The organism is Algibacter marinivivus (assembly GCF_003143755.1).
Taxonomy (GTDB): Bacteria; Bacteroidota; Bacteroidia; order Flavobacteriales; family Flavobacteriaceae; genus Algibacter_B; species Algibacter_B marinivivus.
On record NZ_QFRI01000004.1, the window covers coordinates 183,796 to 207,310 of the forward strand.

The 23,515-nt window shown below is 30.9% G+C and carries 26 protein-coding genes, 1 other RNA gene and 1 pseudogene; 11 read left to right on the forward strand and 17 right to left on the reverse strand.

Features of this window, described 5'->3' with window-relative positions; translation table 11 throughout:
• Positions 1–22 precede the first annotated feature (22 nt).
• The 5 genes and pseudogenes from DIS18_RS15140 to DIS18_RS13965 all read right to left on the reverse strand — a co-directional run.
• Positions 23–646: pseudogene (locus DIS18_RS15140) on the reverse strand (phosphoribosylanthranilate isomerase); the annotation flags it as partial.
• Positions 643–1,428, reverse strand: a complete 786-nt coding sequence (trpC, locus tag DIS18_RS13950; protein ID WP_109353699.1) for an indole-3-glycerol phosphate synthase TrpC — start codon at positions 1,426–1,428, stop codon at positions 643–645. The gene trpC and the pseudogene DIS18_RS15140, both read right to left, overlap by 4 nt.
• Positions 1,428–2,420, reverse strand: a complete 993-nt coding sequence (gene trpD, locus DIS18_RS13955; protein WP_109353700.1) for an anthranilate phosphoribosyltransferase — start codon at positions 2,418–2,420, stop codon at positions 1,428–1,430. The genes trpC and trpD overlap by 1 nt, the downstream gene beginning before the upstream one ends.
• A gap of 12 nt (positions 2,421–2,432) precedes the next feature.
• A complete protein-coding gene (locus DIS18_RS13960) occupies positions 2,433–2,999 on the reverse strand; it encodes an anthranilate synthase component II (protein WP_109353701.1) in 567 nt (188 codons plus the stop codon).
• A 1-nt stretch (position 3,000) separates the two neighbouring features.
• Entirely contained in the window at positions 3,001–4,407 is a 1,407-nt protein-coding gene (locus DIS18_RS13965) for an anthranilate synthase component I family protein (RefSeq protein WP_109353702.1), read from the reverse strand.
• Positions 4,408–4,670: 263 nt separating this feature from the next.
• Between DIS18_RS13965 and DIS18_RS13970 the strand changes: the two genes are divergently transcribed.
• The 8 genes from DIS18_RS13970 (at position 4,671) to DIS18_RS14000 (ending at position 9,081) form a co-directional block, all read left to right on the forward strand.
• Complete coding sequence (locus DIS18_RS13970) at positions 4,671–5,219, forward strand: TlpA disulfide reductase family protein (protein ID WP_109353772.1); 549 nt, start codon at positions 4,671–4,673, stop codon at positions 5,217–5,219.
• A 6-nt stretch (positions 5,220–5,225) separates the two neighbouring features.
• Positions 5,226–5,867 carry a thioredoxin family protein gene (locus DIS18_RS13975; protein ID WP_109353703.1) on the forward strand — a complete coding sequence of 214 codons (642 nt, stop codon included), beginning with the start codon at positions 5,226–5,228 and terminating at the stop codon, positions 5,865–5,867.
• Between the two features lie 109 nt (positions 5,868–5,976).
• Positions 5,977–6,294, forward strand: a complete 318-nt coding sequence (locus tag DIS18_RS13980) for a rhodanese-like domain-containing protein (protein WP_109353704.1) — start codon at positions 5,977–5,979, stop codon at positions 6,292–6,294.
• A complete protein-coding gene (locus tag DIS18_RS13985; RefSeq protein WP_109353705.1) occupies positions 6,295–6,690 on the forward strand; it encodes a rhodanese-like domain-containing protein in 396 nt (131 codons plus the stop codon). It abuts the gene before it with no gap.
• A gap of 200 nt (positions 6,691–6,890) precedes the next feature.
• Positions 6,891–7,160 (forward strand): hypothetical protein, encoded by a 270-nt coding sequence (locus tag DIS18_RS13990; RefSeq protein WP_146191837.1) that lies wholly within the window; start codon positions 6,891–6,893, stop codon positions 7,158–7,160.
• Between the two features lie 139 nt (positions 7,161–7,299).
• Positions 7,300–7,425: a hypothetical protein gene (locus tag DIS18_RS15110; protein WP_281261090.1), complete on the forward strand. Its 126-nt coding sequence runs from the start codon at positions 7,300–7,302 to the stop codon at positions 7,423–7,425.
• Positions 7,426–7,450: 25 nt separating this feature from the next.
• On the forward strand, positions 7,451–8,482 hold the full coding sequence (locus DIS18_RS13995) for an XdhC family protein (RefSeq protein ID WP_109353707.1): 1,032 nt from the start codon (positions 7,451–7,453) through the stop codon (positions 8,480–8,482).
• Positions 8,482–9,081, forward strand: a complete 600-nt coding sequence (locus DIS18_RS14000) for a nucleotidyltransferase family protein (protein ID WP_109353708.1) — start codon at positions 8,482–8,484, stop codon at positions 9,079–9,081. The genes DIS18_RS13995 and DIS18_RS14000 overlap by 1 nt, the downstream gene beginning before the upstream one ends.
• A gap of 44 nt (positions 9,082–9,125) precedes the next feature.
• On the opposite strand, the gene DIS18_RS14005 is transcribed toward DIS18_RS14000, so the two are convergent.
• Together DIS18_RS14005 and ssrA are read right to left on the reverse strand one after the other, a co-directional pair.
• Positions 9,126–12,368 (reverse strand): VPS10 domain-containing protein, encoded by a 3,243-nt coding sequence (locus DIS18_RS14005; protein ID WP_109353709.1) that lies wholly within the window; start codon positions 12,366–12,368, stop codon positions 9,126–9,128.
• A 115-nt stretch (positions 12,369–12,483) separates the two neighbouring features.
• Positions 12,484–12,878, reverse strand: a transfer-messenger RNA (tmRNA) gene (gene ssrA / locus DIS18_RS14010).
• A 210-nt stretch (positions 12,879–13,088) separates the two neighbouring features.
• On the opposite strand from ssrA, the gene DIS18_RS14015 reads away from it, so the two are divergent.
• Both DIS18_RS14015 and DIS18_RS14020 read left to right on the forward strand, forming a co-directional pair.
• Positions 13,089–14,294: an NAD(P)-dependent oxidoreductase gene (locus DIS18_RS14015; protein WP_109353710.1), complete on the forward strand. Its 1,206-nt coding sequence runs from the start codon at positions 13,089–13,091 to the stop codon at positions 14,292–14,294.
• A gap of 265 nt (positions 14,295–14,559) precedes the next feature.
• Positions 14,560–16,989 carry a T9SS type B sorting domain-containing protein gene (locus DIS18_RS14020; protein ID WP_109353711.1) on the forward strand — a complete coding sequence of 810 codons (2,430 nt, stop codon included), beginning with the start codon at positions 14,560–14,562 and terminating at the stop codon, positions 16,987–16,989.
• Between the two features lie 9 nt (positions 16,990–16,998).
• Here DIS18_RS14020 and DIS18_RS14025 read toward each other — a convergent pair whose 3' ends face one another.
• The 9 genes from DIS18_RS14025 to DIS18_RS14065 all read right to left on the reverse strand — a co-directional run bounded on the left by DIS18_RS14025 (position 16,999) and on the right by DIS18_RS14065 (position 22,737).
• Complete coding sequence (locus tag DIS18_RS14025; protein ID WP_109353712.1) at positions 16,999–17,652, reverse strand: DUF1361 domain-containing protein; 654 nt, start codon at positions 17,650–17,652, stop codon at positions 16,999–17,001.
• Positions 17,640–18,023, reverse strand: a complete 384-nt coding sequence (locus DIS18_RS14030; RefSeq protein ID WP_181364058.1) for a ribosomal maturation YjgA family protein — start codon at positions 18,021–18,023, stop codon at positions 17,640–17,642. The genes DIS18_RS14025 and DIS18_RS14030 overlap by 13 nt, the downstream gene beginning before the upstream one ends.
• Positions 18,023–18,727 carry a hypothetical protein gene (locus DIS18_RS14035; protein ID WP_109353714.1) on the reverse strand — a complete coding sequence of 235 codons (705 nt, stop codon included), beginning with the start codon at positions 18,725–18,727 and terminating at the stop codon, positions 18,023–18,025. The genes DIS18_RS14030 and DIS18_RS14035 overlap by 1 nt, the downstream gene beginning before the upstream one ends.
• Positions 18,728–18,729: 2 nt before the next feature.
• Entirely contained in the window at positions 18,730–19,359 is a 630-nt protein-coding gene (locus tag DIS18_RS14040) for a SanA/YdcF family protein (RefSeq protein WP_109353715.1), read from the reverse strand.
• Complete coding sequence (locus DIS18_RS14045; RefSeq protein ID WP_109353716.1) at positions 19,356–19,739, reverse strand: hypothetical protein; 384 nt, start codon at positions 19,737–19,739, stop codon at positions 19,356–19,358. Before DIS18_RS14045 ends, DIS18_RS14040 begins: the two co-directional genes overlap by 4 nt.
• Before the next feature lie 6 nt (positions 19,740–19,745).
• On the reverse strand, positions 19,746–21,125 hold the full coding sequence (locus DIS18_RS14050; RefSeq protein ID WP_109353717.1) for a DUF4153 domain-containing protein: 1,380 nt from the start codon (positions 21,123–21,125) through the stop codon (positions 19,746–19,748).
• 11 nt (positions 21,126–21,136) lie between these two features.
• Entirely contained in the window at positions 21,137–21,634 is a 498-nt protein-coding gene (locus tag DIS18_RS14055) for a Coq4 family protein (RefSeq protein ID WP_109353718.1), read from the reverse strand.
• Positions 21,635–21,718: 84 nt separating this feature from the next.
• The gene (locus DIS18_RS14060; protein ID WP_109353719.1) at positions 21,719–22,012 is read right to left on the reverse strand and encodes a winged helix-turn-helix domain-containing protein; all 294 of its coding nucleotides are present in this window, start codon (positions 22,010–22,012) and stop codon (positions 21,719–21,721) included.
• Between the two features lie 116 nt (positions 22,013–22,128).
• On the reverse strand, positions 22,129–22,737 hold the full coding sequence (locus DIS18_RS14065; protein ID WP_109353720.1) for a hypothetical protein: 609 nt from the start codon (positions 22,735–22,737) through the stop codon (positions 22,129–22,131).
• A 90-nt stretch (positions 22,738–22,827) separates the two neighbouring features.
• On the opposite strand from DIS18_RS14065, the gene DIS18_RS14070 reads away from it, so the two are divergent.
• Entirely contained in the window at positions 22,828–23,196 is a 369-nt protein-coding gene (locus tag DIS18_RS14070; protein WP_109353721.1) for a DUF1801 domain-containing protein, read from the forward strand.
• Between the two features lie 8 nt (positions 23,197–23,204).
• On the opposite strand, the gene DIS18_RS14075 is transcribed toward DIS18_RS14070, so the two are convergent.
• Complete coding sequence (locus DIS18_RS14075; protein WP_109353773.1) at positions 23,205–23,438, reverse strand: CDGSH iron-sulfur domain-containing protein; 234 nt, start codon at positions 23,436–23,438, stop codon at positions 23,205–23,207.
• Positions 23,439–23,515 lie beyond the last annotated feature (77 nt).

Genomic DNA, 23,515 nt, shown 5'->3' on the forward strand with positions numbered 1-23,515 from the left:
AACTTAGGTTCTTTTTGAATGTTTTTAAATCTTCAATATCTTTTAATCCAGGTTCAATTTCAAATTTGCTATTAACATCTAAAGCGTAGCAATATTTTGACGCCTTACTGTTTACAAATTGATTAATTTTTTCAACTTCGTTTAATCCTAATCCACCACTTAAAAAGAAAGGTTTAGTTGAAGGATAATTATTTAATACATTCCAATTGAAAGTATAACCGTTGCCACCAGGGTGTTTGCCTTTAGTATCGAAAAGAAAGTAATTACATGTATTTTCATAGGGTTTTAGAATACTAAAATCGAATTCATCTTTTATAGAAAAAACTTTGATGATCTCTAAATTATGAGATGCTGAAACAAGTTCAGCATGACGATTTTTTAAATCGTCACAATATTCAGGAGATTCCTTTCCGTGTAATTGAACAGCTTGCAAATTGTGTTTATTAACTAACTTGATAACAATATCTATATCTGCATCAACAAAAACACCTGTTTTTTTAATTGATTTTGGTAACTCTGGAATCGATTCAGTATCAAAGTTTCTTGCGGATTTTTCATAAAATATAAACCCAAGATAATCAGGTTGCAATGCAGCAACTTGTTCAATATTATCTTGATATTTCATGCCACAAACCTTTAATCTCATCCTTCTAAAATTTTAATGAATTGCGTTGCACTTGCACCAGGATTATCTGTTTTCATAAAGTTTTCACCAATTAAAAACCCTTGATAACCGTAAGGCTGTAATGCTTTGATAGCTTCAATATTACTAATACCACTTTCTGATACTTTTACAAAATCATCTGGAATGATGCTACTTAAACTTTTACTGGTGTTTAAACTAACCTCAAAGGTTTTTAAGTTTCTATTATTTACTCCTAACATATCTAAACTAGGCATGACCGATTTGTGTAATTCTTCTTCGTTATGAACTTCTAAAAGGACGTCCAAATTCAAACTTTTAGCAAACTCTGAAAATTGTTTGATTTCATCTCTAGATAGTATTGCTGCGATTAAAAGAATGACATCAGCTCCGTAAGCTTTGGCTTCTAATAATTGGTATTCGTCTATGATGAACTCTTTACGTAATAAAGGCAGGTTACAACTTGCCCTTGCAGTTAGTAAATCATCTAACGAGCCACCAAAATATTTCCCATCTGTTAAAACAGACATACCACAAACACCAGCGTCTTCATAGCCTTTTGATACATCTTGGACGTTTAGTGTGTTGTTGATAACTGACTTTGACGGAGATCGTCTTTTATGTTCTGCTATAATACCGGATTTACTGTTTCGTAAGTTATTAGATAGTGAAACGGTTTGTCTTTCAAATAGAATAGATTGTTCCAGTTGAGAAACTGGAATTAAGCCTTTTCTTAAAGCTACTTCTTTACGTTTATCTAATGTTATTTTATCTAGAATGTTCATTATTTACTCAACTCAATCAATTTATTTAAACTCGTTTTTGCTTTACCTGAAAACAATGATTCTTTTGCTAATTCAAAACCTTCTTGATGCGAAATTTGCTTGCTAGTTGCAATGGCTAATCCTGCATTGGCACAAACCACGTTATTTTGTGCTTCTGTTCCTTTTCCATTAATTATATCAATGAATATACTAGCTGCATCTTCAACGGTATTTCCTCCAAAAATAGCATCTTGAGTTATTGTTTTTAGTCCTAAATCTTCAGGAGCAAACAATTTTTCAGAGTGATTAGAAACAATTTTAGCTTTTCCGGTTAAAGAAATTTCATCATAGCCATCTAAAGCGTAGACGATATTATAATTATGCCCTGAGTTTTGATGTAAAAAACTATAAAGTCTTAAAACTTCTAAATTAAAAACACCTAGCACATGATTTTTTGGAAATGAAGGGTTTACTAATGGACCTAATATATTGAAAAAGGTTTTAACGCCTAATTCTCGTCTTATAGGAGCCACATTTTTCATGGCTGGATGAAACAACGGTGCATGTAATATGCAAATTCCAGCTTGCTCTAAACAGCGTTTTAAAAAATCTTCATCATTGGAAAATTTTACACCAAGGTTTTCCATAACATTTGATGATCCTGATGTTGATGATACACCATAATTACCATGTTTTGAAACATGAACTCCAGCCCCCGCTGTTATAAAAGAGGATAATGTAGAAATGTTGAACGTATTTTTACCATCGCCACCAGTACCAACTATATCAATAGTATTAAAATCTTTTAAATCTACTGCAACACAAAGTTCTAAAAGTGCGTTTCTAAAGCCCTGTAATTCCTCAATGGTTATACTACGCATCATAAAAACGGAAAGGAAACATGTTATTTGACTTGGGTTATACATATCGTTTGATATGTTGACAATAACTTGTTTAGCCTCCTCTGTTGAGATGGTTTCGTGGTTTATTAATCTGTTAAGAATGTCTTTCATTTTTACTATTGACTAATTATTAACCCAGTTTTCTAAAATCTTTTTTCCATCTGGTGTTAAAACAGATTCTGGGTGATATTGCACACCTCTAACATCATATACTTTGTGTCTAAGTGACATGACTTGTCCGTTTGCATCAAAAGAAGTGGCTTCTAAAGGTTCTGGTAATTCTGAATTTACAACCCAAGAATGGTAACGTCCCACTTCAATATTCTTATCTAAATCATTAAAAATATATTCATCATCAACACTAATAGTTACATTGGTTGCAACCCCGTGATATACATCTTCTAAATTAACTAATGAACCTCCAAATACTTCACCGATAGCTTGTTGTCCGAGGCAAACTCCAAAAATACTTTTAGTGGTTGCATATTTCTTAATAATAGGTTTAAGCAATCCAGCTTCATCTGGAATTCCAGGACCTGGCGATAAAACTATTTTATCAAAAGGTTCAACATCTTCTAAGGCTAACTTATCGTTTCTTACAACGGTTACATCACAATTTAAATCTTCTAAATAATGAACAAGATTATATGTGAAACTGTCGTAATTGTCTATAACTAATACTTTTTTCATCTTAAATATCTTCTGCTAATTGAATAGCTTTTGTTAAAGCTCCTAACTTGTTATATACTTCCTGTAACTCGTCTTCTTTATTTGATTTAGATACTAAACCAGCACCAGCTTGCCAGAACAATTTGTAATCTTTACTTAAAAAAGTACGTATCATTATAGCGTGATTAAAATTTCCGTCAAAGTCCATAAAACCAATTGCACCACCATAAAAGGCTCTACTTGTTTTTTCATAGTCTTCTATGAGTTGCATAGCTCTGTGCTTTGGTGCGCCACTTAAAGTTCCTGCTGGAAATGTATCTGCAACAACTTGCATGGTTGAGGTAGTATCATGTTTTTGCCCTGTAACTTTACTTACCAAATGAATAACATGCGAAAAGAATTGAACTTCACGATAAGTTTCAACTTTTACTTGACTACCGTGGCGACTTAAATCGTTTCTAGCTAAATCTACTAACATCACATGTTCTGCATTTTCTTTGTCGTCTTTCTTAAGCTTTTCTGCTAGAATTTCATCTTGTTGCTCATCTCCAGTTCGTTTGAAGGTTCCAGCAATAGGGTGAATTTCGGCTAATCCATCATCAACAATAAGTTGAGCTTCTGGCGAACTTCCAAAGATTTTAAAATCGCCATAATCAAAATAGAATAGGTAAGGAGAAGGGTTAATGCTTCTTAAAGCACGATAAATATTAAAATCATCACCAGTATATTCTTGAGAAAAACGTCTTGATAACACCAATTGGAATACATCTCCACGTTGACAATGTTTTTTTGCAACATCTACGTTTGCTCTAAATTCATCATCCGTCAAATTCGACATAATGTCGCCTTTTGAATTGAAATTGTAAGATGCGAAATTTTGAACGTTGATTAGTTTATCAATTTCATCAATGTTGTTTTCAACACCTTCATAACAATGTGCAAAAATATAGGCTTCATTTTTAAAATGATTTATGGCAATGATATTTTGGTAAACAGCATAATACATATCTGGAATAACAACCGAATCATCTTTTTTGCTAATTTGAATATCTTCAAAATAACGAACCGCATCATAAGCTGTATAACCAAAAATACCGTTGTTGATGAACTTAAAATTTTCTTCAGATTTGGTATCAAACTTTTTGGTGAAATTATAAATCTCATCAACTACATTTAAATCTTCTGTTATTTCAATAGATGTAGAACTTCCATCAGGAAATGTTTCAGAAACCACTTCATTTTCAACCTTTATTGTTGCAATAGGATTGAAACAGATGTATGAAAAATTCTTGTGACTTCTATGATAATCACCACTTTCTAGTAAAATACTATTTGGGTATTTGTCACGAATCTTATAATATACCGTTACTGGTGTAATTGTATCTGTAAGGATACGTTTGTGGTGTGTATAAAGACTGAATTTTTTCATTTGTTTGATATAAAAAAAGGCTTGTCGTGAATGACAAGCCTTTTGAATATTTTAAGTTTTAAATATACTAGGATTTTACTTCACGAAGATTAGTTTCGAAAGCACCACCACCAAGTATTATTTAAAATTGATTTCATTTTATAATTATTCTAGGTTCAAATATAGAGATGAAAATAGTTATACACAAAACTTTAAAACACTTTTTATATAAAAGTTTGTTAAACTATGATAAATGCAAAGAACTATTAATTAATTTTATGGTTATGAAACTAAACGTATTAATTATTGCTATTTTTTTAATGGCAAGTAGTTGTGAGGGAAAAAAGAAAACTGCTGAGGTACTTAAAGTAGATAACGATGAGCTAGTAAAAAAAGAAATTGCTACCACGGATTTTGAACTTGAAGTTTATGATTATGATGGTTTTTCAGCTTTTTTAGAAAAAAAAGATAATAAAGTTTATGTTATTAATTTTTGGGCCACATGGTGTGCACCATGTGTTAAAGAGTTACCTTATTTTGAAAAGTTAAACGCTGCATACAAAAATGAAAGCGTAGAAGTGATATTAGTAAGTTTGGATTTTCCACATTTATATGATAAAAAATTAAAGCCCTTTATAAAGGAAAAGAAACTGATTTCTAAAGTTGTAGCTCTTGATGATGTAGATATGAATACATGGATTCCTAAAGTTGATAAAGATTGGTCTGGTTCAATACCTGCAACTATAATCTATAAGAATGATAATAGTAAATTTTATGAGCAATCATTTACTTATGAAGAATTAGAAAAAGAATTAAAACAATTTTTAAATTAAAATACCATGAAAAAATTATTCAAATTAGTTCCAGTAGCACTTATTTTACTATTAGTTAGTGCTTTCACTTTAAATGAAGTTAGTCATAAAGGTTATAAGGTAGGAGATATTGCTGAAGATTTCTCATTAAAAAATATAGATGGAAATATGGTGTCTTTAGCAGATTATAATGATGCTAAAGGCTTTATAATTACTTTTACTTGTAATACATGTCCGTTTGCAGTTATGTATGAAGATAGAGTTCAAGCTTTAAACGAAAAATATGCATCAAAAGGATATCCGGTAATTGCTATTATGCCAAATGATGTGTCCGTTAAACCAGGAGATGCTTTGCCAGAAATGAAAAAGCGAGCAACACAAAAGGGTTTTACGTTTCCTTACTTAATGGATGAAGGTCAAAAGGTGTATCCAAAATTTGGAGCAACTAAAACACCTCATATTTATGTGCTTGAGAAAACTAAAAAAGGAAATGTTGTAAAGTATATAGGAGCTATTGATGATAATCATAGGGATGCATCTGCAGTGAAAGTAAAATATGTAGAAAATGCCGTAGATGCATTATTGAATGGTAAAGAAGTTGATCAAAAAGAAACAAAGGCTATTGGATGCTCTATAAAAGTAGCCAAATCATCAAGCAGTTTTGATTAAAGCTAAATTATTAAAGTAATTTAAAACCGAGGTGTAATAACTTCGGTTTTTTTTCGTCTATAAATATTAGTTGTATTAATTTTGTACAACATTTATATTAATAACATACATGGAAGATTTAACACAAGAAGAATGGACTGAACAACTTGCTAATGATGAAAATGCAATAGTATTAGATGTTAGAACAGAAGCAGAAGTAGCCGATGGGATTATCCCAAATGCCATTCATATTGACATATATAAAGGTCAAGAATTTATAAGTGAAATTGAAGATTTGGATAAAAGCAAGAGCTATTACGTATATTGTCGTTCAGGAAACAGAAGCGGGCAAGCGTGTCAGATTATGGAACAGTTAGGTTTTGAAAACGCCTATAATCTTGAAGGCGGTATGTTAGAGTGGACTGGAGATGTTGTTGATATTGAATAGGTGGTTAGTATAAAGAAGATTATTGGCTTTCTGTTTCTTAGCTTTATTCTAGTTAATTGTGATTGGGATAATAAAGATTCAATTATACTTGAACCAAAAGTATTTAGCAATCACATTAATAAACAAAATATTCAACTTGTTGATGTTAGGACACCGAAAGAACATTCTAAAGAATATATTCAAGGAGCAATAAATATTAATTATTATTCCAAAAATTTTGCAGATAGCCTTCTATTATTAAATCGTGAAAAGGCAGTTTATGTTTTTTGCCGTTCAGGAAAAAGAAGTAATAAAAGCGTGACTAAGTTTAAAAAAATTGGTTTTGATACTATTTACCAATTAAAAGGAGGTTTTTTAAATTGGAAAAAAGAAGGCTTTAAAATTGTAACTAAGTAATTTTATAGTTAAAGAATATTGTAGTTCATCGGTATTTTGATGTTTCAACTACTTTTTAAGTACTTCACCTTTTTTATTTTTAGCCAGAAGTAAGTTTTCTTTATTTTTGTTTAAAAGTTTGTCATTTCTTTAAAAAATATTTAAATTAATGGTTTCTTTTTAAGAATTTACCAATTAATAGCATCAAAACAATTAGTGTAATGGAAAATGGTTACATCATATTAGGAATTATAGCCCTTCTTTTTTTGAGTATGTATGGCTTCTCTTATTTTTCAGTAGCAAGAGAGAAAATGAATCAAAAACGCCTTCAGCAAAAAGAATTAGAAAAGGCTGAGTTAAGACGTCAAGCTCGAATTAAAAATCAAGAATTAATTGATGAAAGAGTTAGAAAGTTCAATCAAAGAAAAGAAGAAATACAGCATGAATTAATGTTGTTAAAAAAGATGAAAGAAAAACAAAAGGTTAGTTAAACTTAACTTAGTTTCAAAAAAAGCTCTTGTGAAAATTCGCAAGAGCTTTTTTTGTTTAAATCCTATTTTGGTAAATGTTTTGATTTTTATTCAAAATACGTAAAATTGAAGTTTGTATAAGATCAATTAAAATCTATGGTTGAAAAAACTGAGACTTGGAGTAAAACACATAGAAATCCTTTTTTGGTTCGATCCTCTAAAATTAGGTAAAGTTTGGGACGAGAAAAATATGGGTGCTTTTGAAGATCATTTTAAAGTAAACTAATTATTTTTTATTACCTTGGATAAGTATGATTCACGAATTCAAGGAAATAGTAAAAGAAGCGATTCATAATCAAGCATTAGGAGTTAAAAACGTTTTAGCTACTGTTGTTGATTTGGATGGATCTTCTTATAGACACCCAGGAGTACGTATGTTACTCTCTAGTGAAGGTAAAATGACTGGTGCTGTTAGTGGAGGTTGTGTTGAAAAAGAAGCCCTCAGAAGAGCACAATCTGTTTTTAAAACAGGTAAACCTAAAATAATGACTTATGATGGGCGTTATCGATTAGGTTGCGAAGGTGTGCTCTATATTCTATTAGAACCATTTGAAGTTTCAGAAGCATTTAAAGTATCATTTTTTAATGCTATAGAATTAAGAACCAACATATCGGTTCAATCGTATTACAAAAAAGAAGACGAATGTGAAGGTGATTTTTATTCACAAGTATCATTTAACGAAAGTGAGTCTTTTACTTTTTCAAATGTCTCAAAAAAAGCGGCCACTTTAAATAAGGATATTAAAGTTTTCAAACAAGAGCTTCCACCTTGTTTTAAACTTCTTATTGTTGGAGGCGAGCATGATGCAGTTAAGTTATGTAAATCAGCAGCACTTTTAGGGTGGGAAATAGATGTGATTACTTCTATAAAAGACCCAAAACAATTATTGGATTTCCCAGGAGCAAAATCAGTATCATCAAATACCCCCGAAGGTTTTAATTCTGATAGTATAGACTCACAAAGTGCAGTGGTTTTAATGACACATAATTATGCACAAGATTTAAGATATTTACTAAAATTAGAACATACAAAACTGCAATACATTGGTGTTTTGGGTTCAGCAAAACGTAGGGAACAGCTTCAAAACGATTTATTTGATTATAATCCAGAATTAGATGAAAGCTTTTTAGATATTATTTATAGTCCTGCAGGATTAAATATTGGAGCGATAACTCCAGAAGAAATAGCTTTGTCAATATTATCTGAAATTTTAACAACTATAAGAAATAAAAAACCCATAAACCTTAAAACCATTTCAGGTAAAATACATACACAATCTTAATGAATATTTCTGTTGTCATATTAGCAGCAGGACAAGCCTCAAGAATGGGTAGTATTAAGCAGTTACTTTACTTTAACAATTCTACGCTTTTACGAACAACTATAAATAGCGCTTTAGCGTCAAAAGCAAAAAAGGTATATGTTGTATTAGGTGCAAATTACAAGATGATTAAGAAAGAAGTTTCAGGTAAAGATGTGAGTATTATTGAAAATTTAAACTGGAAAGAAGGTTTAAGTTCTAGTATTGTGTCTGCTATAAATCATATAGAAGATTCAAAAATAAAACCAGATGCGCTTATAGTTATGTTAGCAGATCAACCAAATGTAGATTCAAATTATATAAATAAACTCATCTCTAAACATCAAAACAATCAACAAAAAATCATAGCTTCAGCATACGGAAATATGAATGGAGTTCCAGCCATATTTCCTCAAAAGTATTTTAAAAAACTATTAAGTTTAAAGGGAGATAAAGGTGCAAAAATACTTCTCAATACTAATGAAGTAGATGTTGTTAGTTATACTCCAACATCAACTAAAACTTTGAATGATATTGATTCTCCAGAAGATTACCAAAATCTAATAAAAAAGACCCTATAATATACATTATAAGGTCTTTCAATTTTCATATTTTAATAAATAGGTTAATCTAAAATAGGTGGTACTCCTGCCTTTAATAATTTATCTTCAATTTCGGGAACATCTTCATTGATGAATTTAGAAAGACGTGGTTGAATTCTATTAAAAAGCATCTTTGCTTTATCTAGACTTTGCATCTGTGTTTTGGTAGGTCCATATGTGGTACTGAATCCGCGGATAGCAACAGACAATCTAGAAGAGATAGACTTTAATTCTTTTTCTCTAATTTCTTTTTTTGAAGCATTACCATATAGTTGTTGTTTTAGGTAGAGCATTTCTTTTTTTAATCTATTTATTTCGTTTTCTATAGATCCTGGATTAGCCTTAGCATAAACAGCTGCTTTACTATAAGCTTCAAGTTTTTTGTTAGCATTATTATAATCGCTTATGGTTGCTTCAAATTTTGTTTTAAACGCTTTAAAGCGCTCTATATAACTTTCAACATCATCAATTACAGGATTAACCAATACATTTTCCCTGATTCTTTCTACTTCAAAAGTTTGAGGTTCGTATAAAGACTTAACAATTCCATTTATTTTTGAGAACATAGAGACTTCGTACATACCTTCTTCTGCGTATAAGTTGTAATAGTAATTAGAAGGATTAGTATTAATTTGTTCCAATTTTAGAGAGGTTCTATTGGGGATTTTTAAATTCCAAGCAATACGGTTGAAGCCTTTTTTGTAAGGCGCATTTATTCTTGTCATGAAATTACCATCACTATCCTTAATTACTAAAATTATTGAAGCGCCTTCCTCATTCTTTTCTTTGTCTAGGGTATTCCAACCTGGAAAAACTATATTTTTATCTTCCTTCTTCAATTGTTTTTCAGTTTTTTTACGTTTCGCTTTTAAACTTTCAAAGTTTTCAGGAATGTAATAAGTAAAAATAGCACCATAGTCAGGATTTTTGGCTGTAAAATAAGATGCTCCTTGACTTGAAGTTCCTCCGCTTATCGGTTTATATTGTAGTGCTTTTTTTGGTTTAAATAAAGTTGGATTAGCAAGTGTATTAGGTGTTACATTTCTTAACGGACTATAATCATCTAAAATATAAAACCCTCGACCAAAAGAAGCTACTACCAAATCGTTTTCACGTTTTTGAATAGCTAAATCTCTAAACGAAATAGTTGGTAATCCTTCAGAAAATTTAATCCATTTATCTCCTTGATTAAGAGTAATGTAAATTCCATATTCAGTGGCTAAAAACATTAAATTAGGATCTATATGATCTTGTACAATACGCCAAATAAGTGTGTTTTTTGGAATGCCATTGGTTATAGATTTCCAAGTTTTTCCACCATTAGTACTTTTTGATAAATAAGGCTTGTAATCTCCAAATTTATGATTATCTAAAGCAACATATACTGTATTTGCATCATGTAAGTCTGCTTTTATATCATTAACAAAAGCTGAAGATGGAACATTAGGTAATTCGCTAACTAACTTTTTCGTCCAAGAAGTTCCTCCGTTTTTTGTGTATTGAATAATACCATCATCGGTACCAGCATACAACACATTTTCATCAAGAGGTGATTCTGAAAGAGACGTAATTGTATTGTAGGTAGACATCGCATACACATCCCAAACAGCATCCCAACTTTGTTGTTTTCCCATTATAGGTAAAGTTAAACGCTCTTCATTCTTTGTTAAATCTTCAGAAATGGTTGTCCAGCTATCTCCTCTATCATCAGATTTCCAAACGCGTTGCGTCCCGAAATAAATACGTTTCGGGTTATGATTACTAACTAGAATAGGAGAGTCCCAATTGTTACGTTCATAGGGTTCATCAATACCTTCTTGGGGTCTAATAGAAACGGCTTCACCAGTTGTTCTGTCAACCCTATTTATGTTACCTTGTTGAGATTGTGCATAAACAATGTTTGGGTTCCCAGGCTCTGTAGCTGGTTGATGCCCATCACCACCTAAAAGTACAAACCAATCAGAGTTTACAATACCATTGGTTCTAAAAGTTCTTGATGGACCACCCTGCGAGTTGTTATCTTGTGTTCCTCCATAGATGTTATAAAAAGGTTCAGCATCATCAACAGCTAACTTATAAAACTGTGTTATTGGTAAATTATTTATAAATTTCCAATTTTCCGAGTTATCAAAAGACTCATAAACACCACCATCAGTACCGATTAATAAATAGTTTGGGTCATTAGGTTTAAAGGTTAAGCTATGGTCATCACCATGTTTGTTTTTCTTTTTCATGGTTTTAAAGGTTTTACCTCCATCCTCAGAATATAGTGTACTATTATTCATTAAATAAAGTTTATCAAAAACATGAGGAGAAGCAATAAGCTCTTGATAATAATGCGGACCCGTCCCTCCTGAAACCGTATTAGACATTTTTGTCCAACTAGCACCTTTATTACTTGACCTGTAAATACCTCCGGTACGTCTTTCTAGTTCTATAGCTGCATATATAACATCTGGATTTATAGGAGAAATTGCTAAACCAATTTTACCCATATCACTTTTCGGAAGTCCAGTTTTTAATTTTTGCCAAGTTTCACCGCTATCCGTACTTTTATAAATGGCAGTTCCTGGGCCTCCACCCATATAAGCTGCTACATTTCTATGTCGTTGCCATGTTGCAGCATAAAGTGTTTTTTCATCTCTAGGATCTATAATAATATCGGTAACACCTGTCCATTCATTATCGCTTAAAACAAGTTTCCAAGTGTTGCCACCATCTAGAGTTTTATAAAGCCCACGTTCTCCGCCAGAACTCCATAAAGGCCCCTGTACAGCAACCCAAATCTCGTTGGAGTTTTTTGGATTTACAATAATTTTAGAAATATGTTCAGAATTCTTCAATCCTTTGTTTTTCCATGTTTTACCTCCATCATAACTAGCATAGATACCATGCCCAATACCTACATGTCTTCCTCCAACATTTTCACCAGTTCCTACCCAAACTGTATTTGAGTTATTTGGATCTAACGTCAAGCATCCTGTTGAATAAAATGGTTGTTTGTCTGTTAATGGTGTCCATGTAGTGCCTGAGTTTACTGTTTTCCAAACACCGCCAGAGCCAACAGCAACATACCAAGTGTTTTGATTATTTGGGTCTATGGCAATATCAGCAATTCGTCCAGACATAAATGCAGGACCAATACTTCTAAATTTTAATCCAGATAAGGTAGAGTCTTTTTCTTTGGATAACTTTTCCTGAGCATTAACACCAAAAAAAAGTGCAAAAAGAAAGAATATAATTAAGGTGATTTTTGAATTAGTCATAACAGTTTTTTATCAAATTTAGCTATTACATTTAAAGATATTAGAGTTTTTAATAAAAATTAGCATTTCTAAAATAAGAAAACCCATTAACTCAAATAATGAGTTAATGGGTTTTTGGTGGAGTCGGAGAGAATCGAACTCTCGTCCAAACAAGTAACCAAAGAGCTTTCTACACGTTTATTCTATTCTTGGGTTTTCGATTATAAGCTGGTTACAGACAACCTACTTACAACTTAGCTTCTTTAGTTTCAAAAGGGCATCAAAGCGTTACCCAATCTATATTGACATTTACGATGCCTCAAAATGGAACGCCGTCAATCAAGGCTTTCCGGAGACATAAAGCTTGTACACCTTGTGTACCTAGGCTAATTCTACTATAATTCGAATTATGCAGCTAAAGCGTAGTTATTCTCGCCGTTTAAAATTTGGTCTAGCCTTTAACGTGTTTCAATGCCATTACACGACGTGCTTACCGTTCAATTAATCTCGCTGTCAAAACCAGTCGACCCCAATATTAATGAAATAGTATTTTGGGCGTTACCCTATCGGGTCAGGCTTTCCGCTATATCTTTTTTGCTTTTAATGGCAAAAAAGGATGTCACTTCAATCCTTAACGCGGGCAGCAAAGTTATCAAAAAAGTTTGTATAAGCTTTCAAATCCCGTTACATTAGTTCAAAATTTGTACCAAATAATTTTTGTGTCAGTTTAAAATAAATCACATGAAGTTTGCCATAATTAAAGAACGTAAAAATCCACCAGACCGTCGTGTGGTATTTTCACCATTAAAATTAGCCGAAGCTAAAAAACAATTTCCTGAAGCTGTCTTTAAAGTAGAATCGTCAGATATCAGAGTATTTCCAGATACTGAATATAAAAATGCAGGTTTTGAAGTAGCACAAGATGTCTCAGATTGTGATGTCATGATAGGTGTCAAAGAAGTGCCAATAGAATCACTCATACCAAACAAAAAATACTTCTTCTTTTCACACACCATAAAAAAGCAGCCTTATAACAGAAAGTTACTAAAAGCCATTTTAGAAAAAAACATTGAACTCTATGATCACGAAACTATTGTAGGGCCCAAAGGATTCCGATTAATAGGTTTCGGTCGTTATGCTGGTATAGTTGGCGCATATAATGGTTTTAGAGCTTGGGGATTAAAATATAATTCTTGGAATTTACCAAAAGCAGGTCCTTTGCCAAACCAAGCCGCTTTAATAAAAGAACTCAATGCTATTAAAATACCAAATATAAAAATATTACTTACTGGCAGTGGTAAAGTAGCAAAGGGCTCTCAAGAAATGTTGGATGCTATGCACATTAAATCTGTATCAGTAGATGACTATCTTAATGAAGAATATAATGAACCTGTGTATTGTAAAATTGATGTATTAGATTATAATAAACGAAAAGACGGACGTGTATTAAACAATACGGATTTGTATAAAAACCCAGAAAATTACGAATCAGACTTTATGCGTTTCGCTAAAGTCACAGATTATTATATTGCAGGACATTTTTATGGTGATGGTGCACCATTTCTATACACTAGAGCTGATGTAAAATCACGAAATTTTAACATTAAAGTAGTGGCAGATGTAAGTTGCGATGTAGATGGGCCAGTAGCAACAACATTAAGAGCTTCAACCATTGCTGATCCTATTTATGGATATAACCCACAAACTGAAACAGAAATAGATTTTAAAGATGATAAAGCAATAACTGTTATGGCTGTAGATAATCTCCCATGTGAGCTTCCACAAGATGCTAGTGAAGGTTTTGGAGATATGTTTTTAAAACACGTTATCCCCGCTTTTTTTAATAATGATAAAGATGGTATTTTAAACGGAGCTCAAATCACCAAAAAAGGAAAATTAACAGAGCGTTTTAGTTATTTACAGGATTATGTTGATGGGAAAGAATAATGTTTTTGTTTATTAAAACAATCAATGATTATTGTTACTATTTTAAAAAAAATATAAAAATAATATTCATTTGCTTTACTTGGAAATGTTAGTCATGATTCTATTTTTATACTATTAACCTTCACTTATTAAAAAGAACAAATTTTATCGAATATATGTGCTTTTTAAACTTAGTTTTTTTGGTGTGAAAGTCAATTCTACTTACTTTAGGCCCATAAGGTTTTACTATACAAAACTTTGGTGTATAATATTATAAATTTAGTTGATGCTATCCTTCACTAAAGGACATATAATCATATTAGTGCTTTTTTTGACATTGTTTGATGTTGCAAATAGTCAAACCCCGCTTTATTCTGGTGTAATGGTAAGTGAAGTTGGAGCTGTTAATAATATTGGTAATGCTAATACTAGCAGAAATGTATATGTTAGTAATGATGGAATCATTTATGTAGTTTATACAGGTTCAAATGGAATTAAAGTAAGTAGAAGTATAAATAGAGGACAAAGTTTTTTAGCCCCCGTAACTGTTAGTGTATTTGATGCTGAACCTGAAATTGTTGTAAATGATGCAGGTATTGTTTTTGTATCGTGGGTAGAGTCTGGAAATATACTCTTTTCAAGAAGTATTGATCAAGGTAATACATTTAGTTCTCCAGTAATTATTGGTCCTGGTTCTTTCTCTGTTCATTTATCTGTTTTTGGTAATAATGTTTATGCTACAGACAAGTTTGGTCGGGAAATATATTCAAATGTAAATAACGGTCTAGGTATATTTAACAGAGTTACACTTACAAGACGTGTTTTTGCAGATGTGAGAACAGACCAAAATGGTATATTGTATGTGCCTTCAGATAACCCTAGATTATATCTTTCTGAAAGTACTGATGAAGGACAAAGTTTTTCATCTATAACGTTGTCTCCACAGGGTACTGTTTTTTTCTCAAGTTATGCTTTAAGTGATGGTCCTTGTGGCACATTTATATTTGCTGGAGGCGGCGGAACAAATTCAATTGTTGGATATAAAATTGATGTGTCTGACGGAACTAGTGCAGTTGTAAATTTAGGTGAAAATGCTAATTTTCAGGGACGTACTCTTTTTGCAGATAGTAGAGGTACTTTAATTGATGGTTATCAAAATACTATTGGTGAATTAGTTATGCAAGTTAGTAATGATCAAGGACAAAATTTTGATTCGCCTATAGTTATAGCCACTGGAGATAGTCATAATATAACAATAAACCCATTTTATAATGATGTTGTTGTGGTCTATGAAGAAGGTGGGCAGGTATATGTGTCTATTTATGATAACTTATTAAAAAGTGTTACAATATTAGAAGCTTCTTTGCCACCTGTAAGATGTACAGACAGAACATTTGATTTACACTATACACTTTCAGGAACTTTTGCTTCTAATACACTTTTTGAAGCTTACTTGAGTGATGCTTCAGGAAGTTTTGAAAATCAAACGTTAATAGGGTCAGTATTATCAAATTCTGATGGCGTAATTTCTTGTACTGTTCCAAATAATATTGTTGTAGGAAATGGGTATAGAATTCAAATTCAATCTTTAATAGATTGCACACAAAGTAATAGTGCCCCATTAGAAATAATTAATCCACCATCAGCAACTGTATCTAGTATTTCTCCAATTTGTTTTGGTGAAGATGCGGTTTTTACAATTACTGGAACACCAAACAGCGAAGTGCATTATAGTGGTGTGGTAAGTACATCTTCTAATCCTATTGTATTAGACTCAACTGGAGAAGCAATAATAACTGTGTCGAGTCCAACAATAAACCAAACTATTAACTTAGATTCTGTAAATGATTCTAGAGGTGGGTGTAGTACTGTGTTAAGTTCTACATCAGCTATTATTGTTAATCCACTTCCTATTTTGAGTTTAGATGAGCAGTATATAATATGTGTAAATGTAAATGGTACAGAAGTCTTGCCAACACCCATAATTGATACTTTTTTAGATTCAAGTAATTATAGTTTTGAATGGTTTTTAAATGAAAATGTATTACCACTATTTAATAATCAATCTGCTATTACTCCAACTCAAGCAGGTATTTATAGAGTAGAAGTTACAGATAATACTACAGGGTGTACAGCTATTAATAACGTTACAACTGTATATGAAAGTTCTCCACCTATTATTTCAGCAAATATTGTTACATCAGCTTTTGCAAAAAGACACATTATTGAAGTTGAAGCAAACAACAATATAAGTACCAACTCAATTTCGGAGTACGAATTTAGTATAAACAATGGCCCTTGGGAATTAGGAGATGGTTCTCCAGGAAGTAATTATACTTTTACTTTTAATCAAGGTATTTTAATTGGTGTAAATACTATAAAAGTGAGAGACGTTATTGGTTGTGGTGAAGAAGAAATAGAGGTTATTGTGATGGATTACCCACCTTTTTTTACTCCTAATAATGATGGTGCTTACGATACTTGGAATATAATAGCACCCAGAACCCCTATTAATTACTTAGCTACTGCTCAGATTTTTATTTATAACCGATACGGTAAACTTTTAAAACAACTAGATCCAAAAGGCTCTGGTTGGGATGGTATTTTTAATGGCCGATTATTACCAAATGATGATTATTGGTTTGTTGTAAATTTTATTGATCCATTGGATAATCAATCTAGGCAATTCAAAGCACATTTCGCATTGAAAAGGTAATAGGATTATTTAATTTCTTAAAGTTGTAAATATCCAATTCCCCAACATTAAAAATAATCCAAACAGTATTGTAAATAACCAAGCTTCTTGATTTGCAAACGGTTTTATAACAATGTTTATAATATCTACAAACAAATATTTTGGATTACTTAAAATTCCCCAAGAGTTGTAACGCAAAAACCTACCCAGATACACACCAAACCCTGTTAAAAAGAGTATTGTGGTTATCAGGTAATTTACTTTCTTTTTACTTAGAAAAGTTTGTAAAATACTTTTCATGTCTATAATTGATAAATAAAACAGTAATAATCCATTTAGAGCAAAAGACATAACAACTAGAATGTCTAGCCACAACAAATGTGTTGGACTTATTTTTAAATGCAATAAATCTGTAATAATGTATGGTGCATTAGGTAAAAAAAGCAGCCAAACCCCAAAACAAAGTACTAACCACAATTTATTAAGCTTGGGGAGACTTACTAAATATGTGCTTATGGCAAAGGGAATGACTGCTAAAAACAAATTCCAGACTAGAAATAAGTAGAAGAAGTTGTGTGTTAACTTCATTCTAATCATTAATAAAATGATGCTAAATAGTATGGAAACACTAACTAAAGTGAATGTTTTGAATCGGGACAAAAAGAGCTTTTTTATGAAATCCATAGTTTGTAAATTTTAAAGTCAATAGCTATTGTGGTAATAATACCAAGTGTGTAGGCAACTAAATCTGAAAACTCGAACGTGCTTCCTAAAATTACTTTTGCTAAATGATTGTTTTGTAAATTGAAGAATTCCAGATAGTTTGTGAGCTGTAAAAACTCTATGGTAAAGGCAATTGCTAAAACTGATATGGCAATTGTAAAATGGTGACCTTTAATGAAACTTTTAAAGAAACAATACAATAGAATGACACACAGAAAATCTCCAAATGTATGGCGGATAAAACCCGTTTTTAGGAATATGGCTATTAGTGCTTCTATTATTAGAAGCAAAACTGTTAAAATTAAATATGTTTTGTTTAAGTTGAATGTCATTATTTGTTCTTTATAAGACTTGGCTCTTTTAGTACAAGGCATTTGAAATAAACCTCACCAAAGGCTTTATTTTTTTTGTTATAGCGATAATATGGATTAGTTAGTATGCTGAAATAACCTGTTAAAGTTTCACCTATTTGGGGTTTGTTTTCGAGAATCAATTTTTGATAAGCACCGTCAATATGAATTGACCTTTTAAAGATCGAATCTTCTTTCTTCAACTTTAAATTATCATCATCAGAATATTCGATAAAATAGTTTTTGAATTTGTCCTTGTATAATTGACTGACAAGACCATAACCACCAAAAAATCTAATTGCGCTACCAATTGTTAAAGTGTCATTTTTTATAAAACATTTACAAGGTAAACTTATCCCTTTTTTTCTGTTTGGATTGAAATATATACGACTCCTATTATTTAAATACTCATGTCGTTTATATTTATTATTTATCTCAGATATATTGTATTTTTTTAATATTGAATCAGGTAATTTACTTTTACTAGCATTAATTCTTTCTAAACTTTCCTGTTGAAGTTTCTTGTCATTAGATGTAATAACCTTAAATACTTTTTTATTAGGAACCTTCCTATATATAACATTTTGATAATATTTTTTTTCGATTTTAGTTGAGTCTTGTGAGAAAAAACTTTGCGGATACAGAACTATGAAAAAGAGTGCTAACAGATGCTTTATATTTTTCATTTTTAAACTATTTCAATTTTCTTACCTAAATATTTAGGTTTTACATTAAACAGAATATCAATTGCGGCTTTTGTTCTTGCTAGATATTCTCGGAGCTTGGTTTTAAACCCATATTTCCCTTTAATGTCTTTTGCATTAAAAGCAATTGCATTTATATTATAATGTTGTGCTAGGTATAAAGCACGTTCGTTATGAAACTTTTGAGAAATTAAAGTGAATTGAGATAGTCCAAAAATTTCTTTTGCTCTTACAACTGAATCTAGAGTCCTAAATCCGGCATAATCTAGATAGATTTTATCTTCAGGAATACCCCGTTTTATAAGATCGTTTTTAAAATTAGTTGGTTCGTCATAGCCTTTTCTACCGTTATCTCCACTCACTAAAATAAATTCAATCTTACCTGTTTTATATAATTTAACGGCCGCTTCTAAACGGTATTTGTAGTATAAATTGGTGTTTCCATTCGAAGTATATTTACTAGCGCCCAGAACAAGGCCTACTTTATTTTTATTTAGTGTTTCTATATTGTCAAAAACAAAATGTTTCGTTTTATGTGTTATTGCGAAATCGATCAATAATACAAGGATAATTACTATGATAGATAGATTAATTAGTCTTTTAAAATATTTCATTCGTTTTTGTTTTTATGAGATTTTGCTAACCAAGTCCAAGATTTTAATAAAGTGAAAAATGCGGAGCTTATAAAAGCTACGGAAAAAGTATCAAGGTTAGATGTAATAAACCCATATCCACACAGAGCAAAAAGTATTATCGCATAAAAAGGGAAATAGGTTTTTAAAACAGTATCTATATTTTTTGACTTATTATTAGCCCAAAAAAACGGACATATAGTTAAGCATATAACTACTAAGCAGCACAAACCAATTGGTATAAGAGAAAGAAAAACATAAGGAAACATATCCAATGTAAACTTTTCTTTAGAAAAAATTATAGCCCAAAAAATGATGAATGATAGCCCTGTAGCTTTTAGTATAGTTAAAGGTGTATTCACAATATTTTATTTAAGTTTAAAATTGTCAAATTGCGATTCTTGCCAAGATTTATTCTTGAGTTCGCGCATGTAGTTTTTAAATTTTCGGTTGATGTTCAAAGCCTTTTTATCATCTAAATTGTTTTCATCTAAATAATTTTTGAGAATAAAAGCATTGTTGTTTGAAAGTTCTATCAAGTAATTAAAATCCATCGATTTTGCATAATTCAAATTATAAATAGTGATATAACTATCCCAGTTTATTGTAGAAGATACTATCAAAATAGTAAAAGCAGTTACAGTATTAATTCTAAATAAATACCAAAAGTTTTTTAGGTCTTTTACTTTTATAAAAGTGGTTACCAAACCAATAACTGTTAATAGTAAATAAACTAAAACACCGATGCGCTTATATGTTAAACCGAAGTAAAATATATATTGGGTATCTTTAATAATTATATTTATTACAAGAATGGTATTAAGTATAATCCAAGTGTAAGCAACAAGTTTTAGGTTTTTATTTTTTTTGTAAAAATTAAGATCTCCTCTAAAGAAGTATAGAATAATAATGATGGCAATTATTATTGAAGCAATTAAAGCATTTATACCACTATGAACTTGATTAGAAAACACTGATGCTCTTAAATCGTTTGAAGATAATAGATAAGTAATATCAGTTATAAGAAAAATAATTATTAATGCATTTAAAGCTGTAATTAAAATAAAACCAAATTGATGTTCTTTTTTAAGATTATCCGTTTCTTTGCTTTCTTGATAAGGAAGTATATTACCAGTTTTAACATCATTTGTTGTTGCAGGATCAACAATTACTGGGTTTGAAATATTATTTAGTAAATAGTAACCGCATAAAGCCACCAAAATCCACTGAAAATTGATAAATGAAAAATCAATGTCATTTATTAAACCATTAAACATTGGATTACCATTTTTATAAAGACTTATAAAAATGGTAAGAATAATTAAGGGAATACCAATTATTTTTGCGAGATGTAAATAATCAATTTCTTTTTTTGATTCAACTTTTTGTTCACTTTCATTCACACCAAAATTTCTATGGAAAAACCCTGCTATTGATGTGTATAATCCATTTAACCAGTTTACATATATAGATGAGTTTTGTTCCGATACATGACCAACTAGTGTTATAAAAGCTATGGTATTGGCAACTATTGATAAAGTGTTATTGTAAATAAATATTGAGGCAGCAGTGATAAGATAAAGTAAAGCATAAGCAATGGTACTTTTTTGTTTAAAAGCACTTTTATTGTAGAGAATTAGTACTGTTAGAGTTAAAATACTGAAAATAGAAAGATTCAATCCTACACCTTGTTTATGAAATAAGGTGCTAAATAATAAGGCGCCGATAACTAATGGAATGTTTTTCATTTTGACTAATTTTAAATAGTTTTATATTGATACATTGATTTAATTTGATGTTTTGAGAAAATGGTTGACCTTAAGTCATTTATAGAAACCAATAGAAGGTTCTTATAATTAAAATGATAGAATGCGTTTGCCGTTTTGCCTAAGCAAAATGATTTATAATAGTAATTGAAATATTCAGGAAGCATTATACCACCAAAAACAGCAGCTCCAATTGCATATAAACTTCTTTTTCCATTACCAACACATAAGTATTGTAAAGCTATTTCGTCTTCCACTTTTGTTTTATAACCTGTTAATGTATGGTATGCGTCATGACGTTCTCCTTTTGGGATTAATTCAAAATTGTTTTCATTTAGAAAGATGCCTAAGTGTTTACCAAATGAATCTTCAGGATAATTTAAAAGTTCATCTTTTTTAATACCCCAAGATTTACGATTTATAAATAAATCACCATAAATCTTTTGAGATTTTTCAAACAACCATGCTATTAGTTTTTTTCTATGTTTCATTACTTATATTAAAGTACTTTGAATTACAAAGTGAATTGATAAAAAAATTTGTTTTCTATTTTGTGTTCTTGCAAAGGCAAGGGGTTATTGTTTGTTTATTAATTTTTCAAGGGCGTCAATATGTTTTTTAAATGATTCTCTTCCTAGTTTTGTGGTAGAGTAGCGAGTATTTGGTTTTCGTCCTATAAATTGCTTTTCTACTTTTATGTATTCTGCTTTTTCTAGGGCTTTAGTATGGCTTGCTAAATTACCATCTGTAGCGCCTAAAAGGTCTTTTAGCATATTAAAATCGGCATATTCGTTTACCATTAGAATGGACATGATGCCTAATCTAATACGATGATCGAATGCTTTATTTATGTTGGTTATGATGCTCATTATAACTTAACTTCCTGCCCAAGGTGTTCCAAAAATACCAACACCTAATTCTATCCATATTAGAATCAAAACTATGATAATTAATAATATTATAACTAGTTTTTTTCTTTTACTCATTATGATTTATCATACTTAAAATGCATCCAAGTGCCATAAACAATATGCATAATTCCGAAACCCAACACCCATAGCCAAAATCCGTAACCAGGTTCCCAAGCTCCAATTAATCCAAGAATTATTTGAACATACCCTAAATACTGAATATCTCCAATACTATATTTTGAGGCATTTACTAAAGCTAATCCGTAAAAAATGAGCATTAAACCACCCGATTGCCCATATTTACCTTGAATTAATATGATTAAAATATAGAGGCCACCAACAATTAATGGAATTAAGAAATTGAAAACTAAACGTTTGGAAGGTGTATCCCAAATTTTAGAGCCATCTTTCTTTGCTTTTCTTGTGGTTAATATAATGCCAGTGCCAATACTTAGTATTGCTACTGCAAATAATGTAAATAAGCAAGATTCGAAAACCCAGCCATCAAGAATTAGAACACCATTACTGTATGTTTTTACCAACCAATATGCTATTGCTGCCCCAATTAGTGCATAAATACCTGCCAAAATTCCAGATAAACCACTAAGCGAAATAAAACGCGATGATTTATTCATCATGTTTTTTATTTCACTAATGTCTTTTAGATAATCTTTTGATTCCATTTTAAAGTACTTTGAATTGCAAAGTAAATAAAATTAATTGAATTATGGTTTATAAATTTTTGTTAATTTTATATTTAGCAAAAAATTATAATGAATCCAGCAGAGGAATATATACTAAATCAACCAGAACCTTATCGCTCTATTTTAATGCATCTTCAGGTGATTATAGAGCATACTATTCCAGAGGTTGAACTAAAATATAAATGGCGTATTCCTTGTTACTACATCGGAGAGACGCCAATGTGTTACTTAAACGCAAGCCATAAAAAGCAGTTTGTAGATGTTGGCTTTTGGCATTCTGCTTATCTGGATAAGTTTGATGCGTATTTGGTTAGCGAAAACCGTAAGGTGGTTAAATCATTACGCTATAAGTCTTTAGAAGCTATTAATGATGCCATATTTATTGCAATTCTTGAAGAAGCAAAAAAGCAAAAAGGAAAATCGTTTTATAACAGGTAAACTAAATTTTAGTTGTGAGACCCATCACAATATGGTGGGTTTTTAGTTTGTTTACAAGTGCATAGATAAGCTGTTTTATCTTCTTCAACAGTAAATACCATTGATGGTGTTGCTTTTGCAGCTCTGTGAGATCCATTACAAAATGGTTGATCGTCACTGTGCCCGCATGTGCACCATGCGTAATTTTTGTTAGCTTCTAATTCGCATTGTACTGGAGCATCGCCACCTCGTTTTTTTTCCATAGTATTTATTTTAATTGAAACTAAAATACTATTATTTATTGTTTTTCTAATATAAACCAAATTAGTTAATAACGGTT

What these genes read in the sequence shown, in the direction of transcription:
- DIS18_RS13995 (WP_109353707.1), top strand. Translation starts at nt 7,451, where the DNA reads ATGATTCACGAATTCAAGGAAATAGTAAAAGAAGCGATTCATAATCAA.
- DIS18_RS14070 (WP_109353721.1), top strand. Translation starts at nt 22,828, where the DNA reads ATGAATCCAGCAGAGGAATATATACTAAATCAACCAGAACCTTATCGC.
- DIS18_RS14075 (WP_109353773.1), bottom strand. Translation starts at nt 23,438, where the DNA reads ATGGAAAAAAAACGAGGTGGCGATGCTCCAGTACAATGCGAATTAGAA.
- DIS18_RS14065 (WP_109353720.1), bottom strand. Translation starts at nt 22,737, where the DNA reads ATGGAATCAAAAGATTATCTAAAAGACATTAGTGAAATAAAAAACATG.
- trpD (WP_109353700.1), bottom strand. Translation starts at nt 2,420, where the DNA reads ATGAAAGACATTCTTAACAGATTAATAAACCACGAAACCATCTCAACA.
- DIS18_RS14035 (WP_109353714.1), bottom strand. Translation starts at nt 18,727, where the DNA reads ATGAAAAATATAAAGCATCTGTTAGCACTCTTTTTCATAGTTCTGTAT.
- DIS18_RS13990 (WP_146191837.1), top strand. Translation starts at nt 6,891, where the DNA reads ATGGAAAATGGTTACATCATATTAGGAATTATAGCCCTTCTTTTTTTG.
- DIS18_RS13970 (WP_109353772.1), top strand. Translation starts at nt 4,671, where the DNA reads ATGAAACTAAACGTATTAATTATTGCTATTTTTTTAATGGCAAGTAGT.
- DIS18_RS14050 (WP_109353717.1), bottom strand. Translation starts at nt 21,125, where the DNA reads ATGAAAAACATTCCATTAGTTATCGGCGCCTTATTATTTAGCACCTTA.
- DIS18_RS14015 (WP_109353710.1), top strand. Translation starts at nt 13,089, where the DNA reads ATGAAGTTTGCCATAATTAAAGAACGTAAAAATCCACCAGACCGTCGT.
- DIS18_RS14005 (WP_109353709.1), bottom strand. Translation starts at nt 12,368, where the DNA reads ATGACTAATTCAAAAATCACCTTAATTATATTCTTTCTTTTTGCACTT.
- DIS18_RS14025 (WP_109353712.1), bottom strand. Translation starts at nt 17,652, where the DNA reads ATGGATTTCATAAAAAAGCTCTTTTTGTCCCGATTCAAAACATTCACT.
- DIS18_RS13965 (WP_109353702.1), bottom strand. Translation starts at nt 4,407, where the DNA reads ATGAAAAAATTCAGTCTTTATACACACCACAAACGTATCCTTACAGAT.
- DIS18_RS13975 (WP_109353703.1), top strand. Translation starts at nt 5,226, where the DNA reads ATGAAAAAATTATTCAAATTAGTTCCAGTAGCACTTATTTTACTATTA.
- DIS18_RS13960 (WP_109353701.1), bottom strand. Translation starts at nt 2,999, where the DNA reads ATGAAAAAAGTATTAGTTATAGACAATTACGACAGTTTCACATATAAT.
- DIS18_RS14055 (WP_109353718.1), bottom strand. Translation starts at nt 21,634, where the DNA reads ATGAAACATAGAAAAAAACTAATAGCATGGTTGTTTGAAAAATCTCAA.
- DIS18_RS13980 (WP_109353704.1), top strand. Translation starts at nt 5,977, where the DNA reads ATGGAAGATTTAACACAAGAAGAATGGACTGAACAACTTGCTAATGAT.
- trpC (WP_109353699.1), bottom strand. Translation starts at nt 1,428, where the DNA reads ATGAACATTCTAGATAAAATAACATTAGATAAACGTAAAGAAGTAGCT.
- DIS18_RS14030 (WP_181364058.1), bottom strand. Translation starts at nt 18,023, where the DNA reads ATGACATTCAACTTAAACAAAACATATTTAATTTTAACAGTTTTGCTT.
- DIS18_RS14000 (WP_109353708.1), top strand. Translation starts at nt 8,482, where the DNA reads ATGAATATTTCTGTTGTCATATTAGCAGCAGGACAAGCCTCAAGAATG.
- DIS18_RS14040 (WP_109353715.1), bottom strand. Translation starts at nt 19,359, where the DNA reads ATGAAATATTTTAAAAGACTAATTAATCTATCTATCATAGTAATTATC.
- DIS18_RS14020 (WP_109353711.1), top strand. Translation starts at nt 14,560, where the DNA reads ATGCTATCCTTCACTAAAGGACATATAATCATATTAGTGCTTTTTTTG.
- DIS18_RS14060 (WP_109353719.1), bottom strand. Translation starts at nt 22,012, where the DNA reads ATGAGCATCATAACCAACATAAATAAAGCATTCGATCATCGTATTAGA.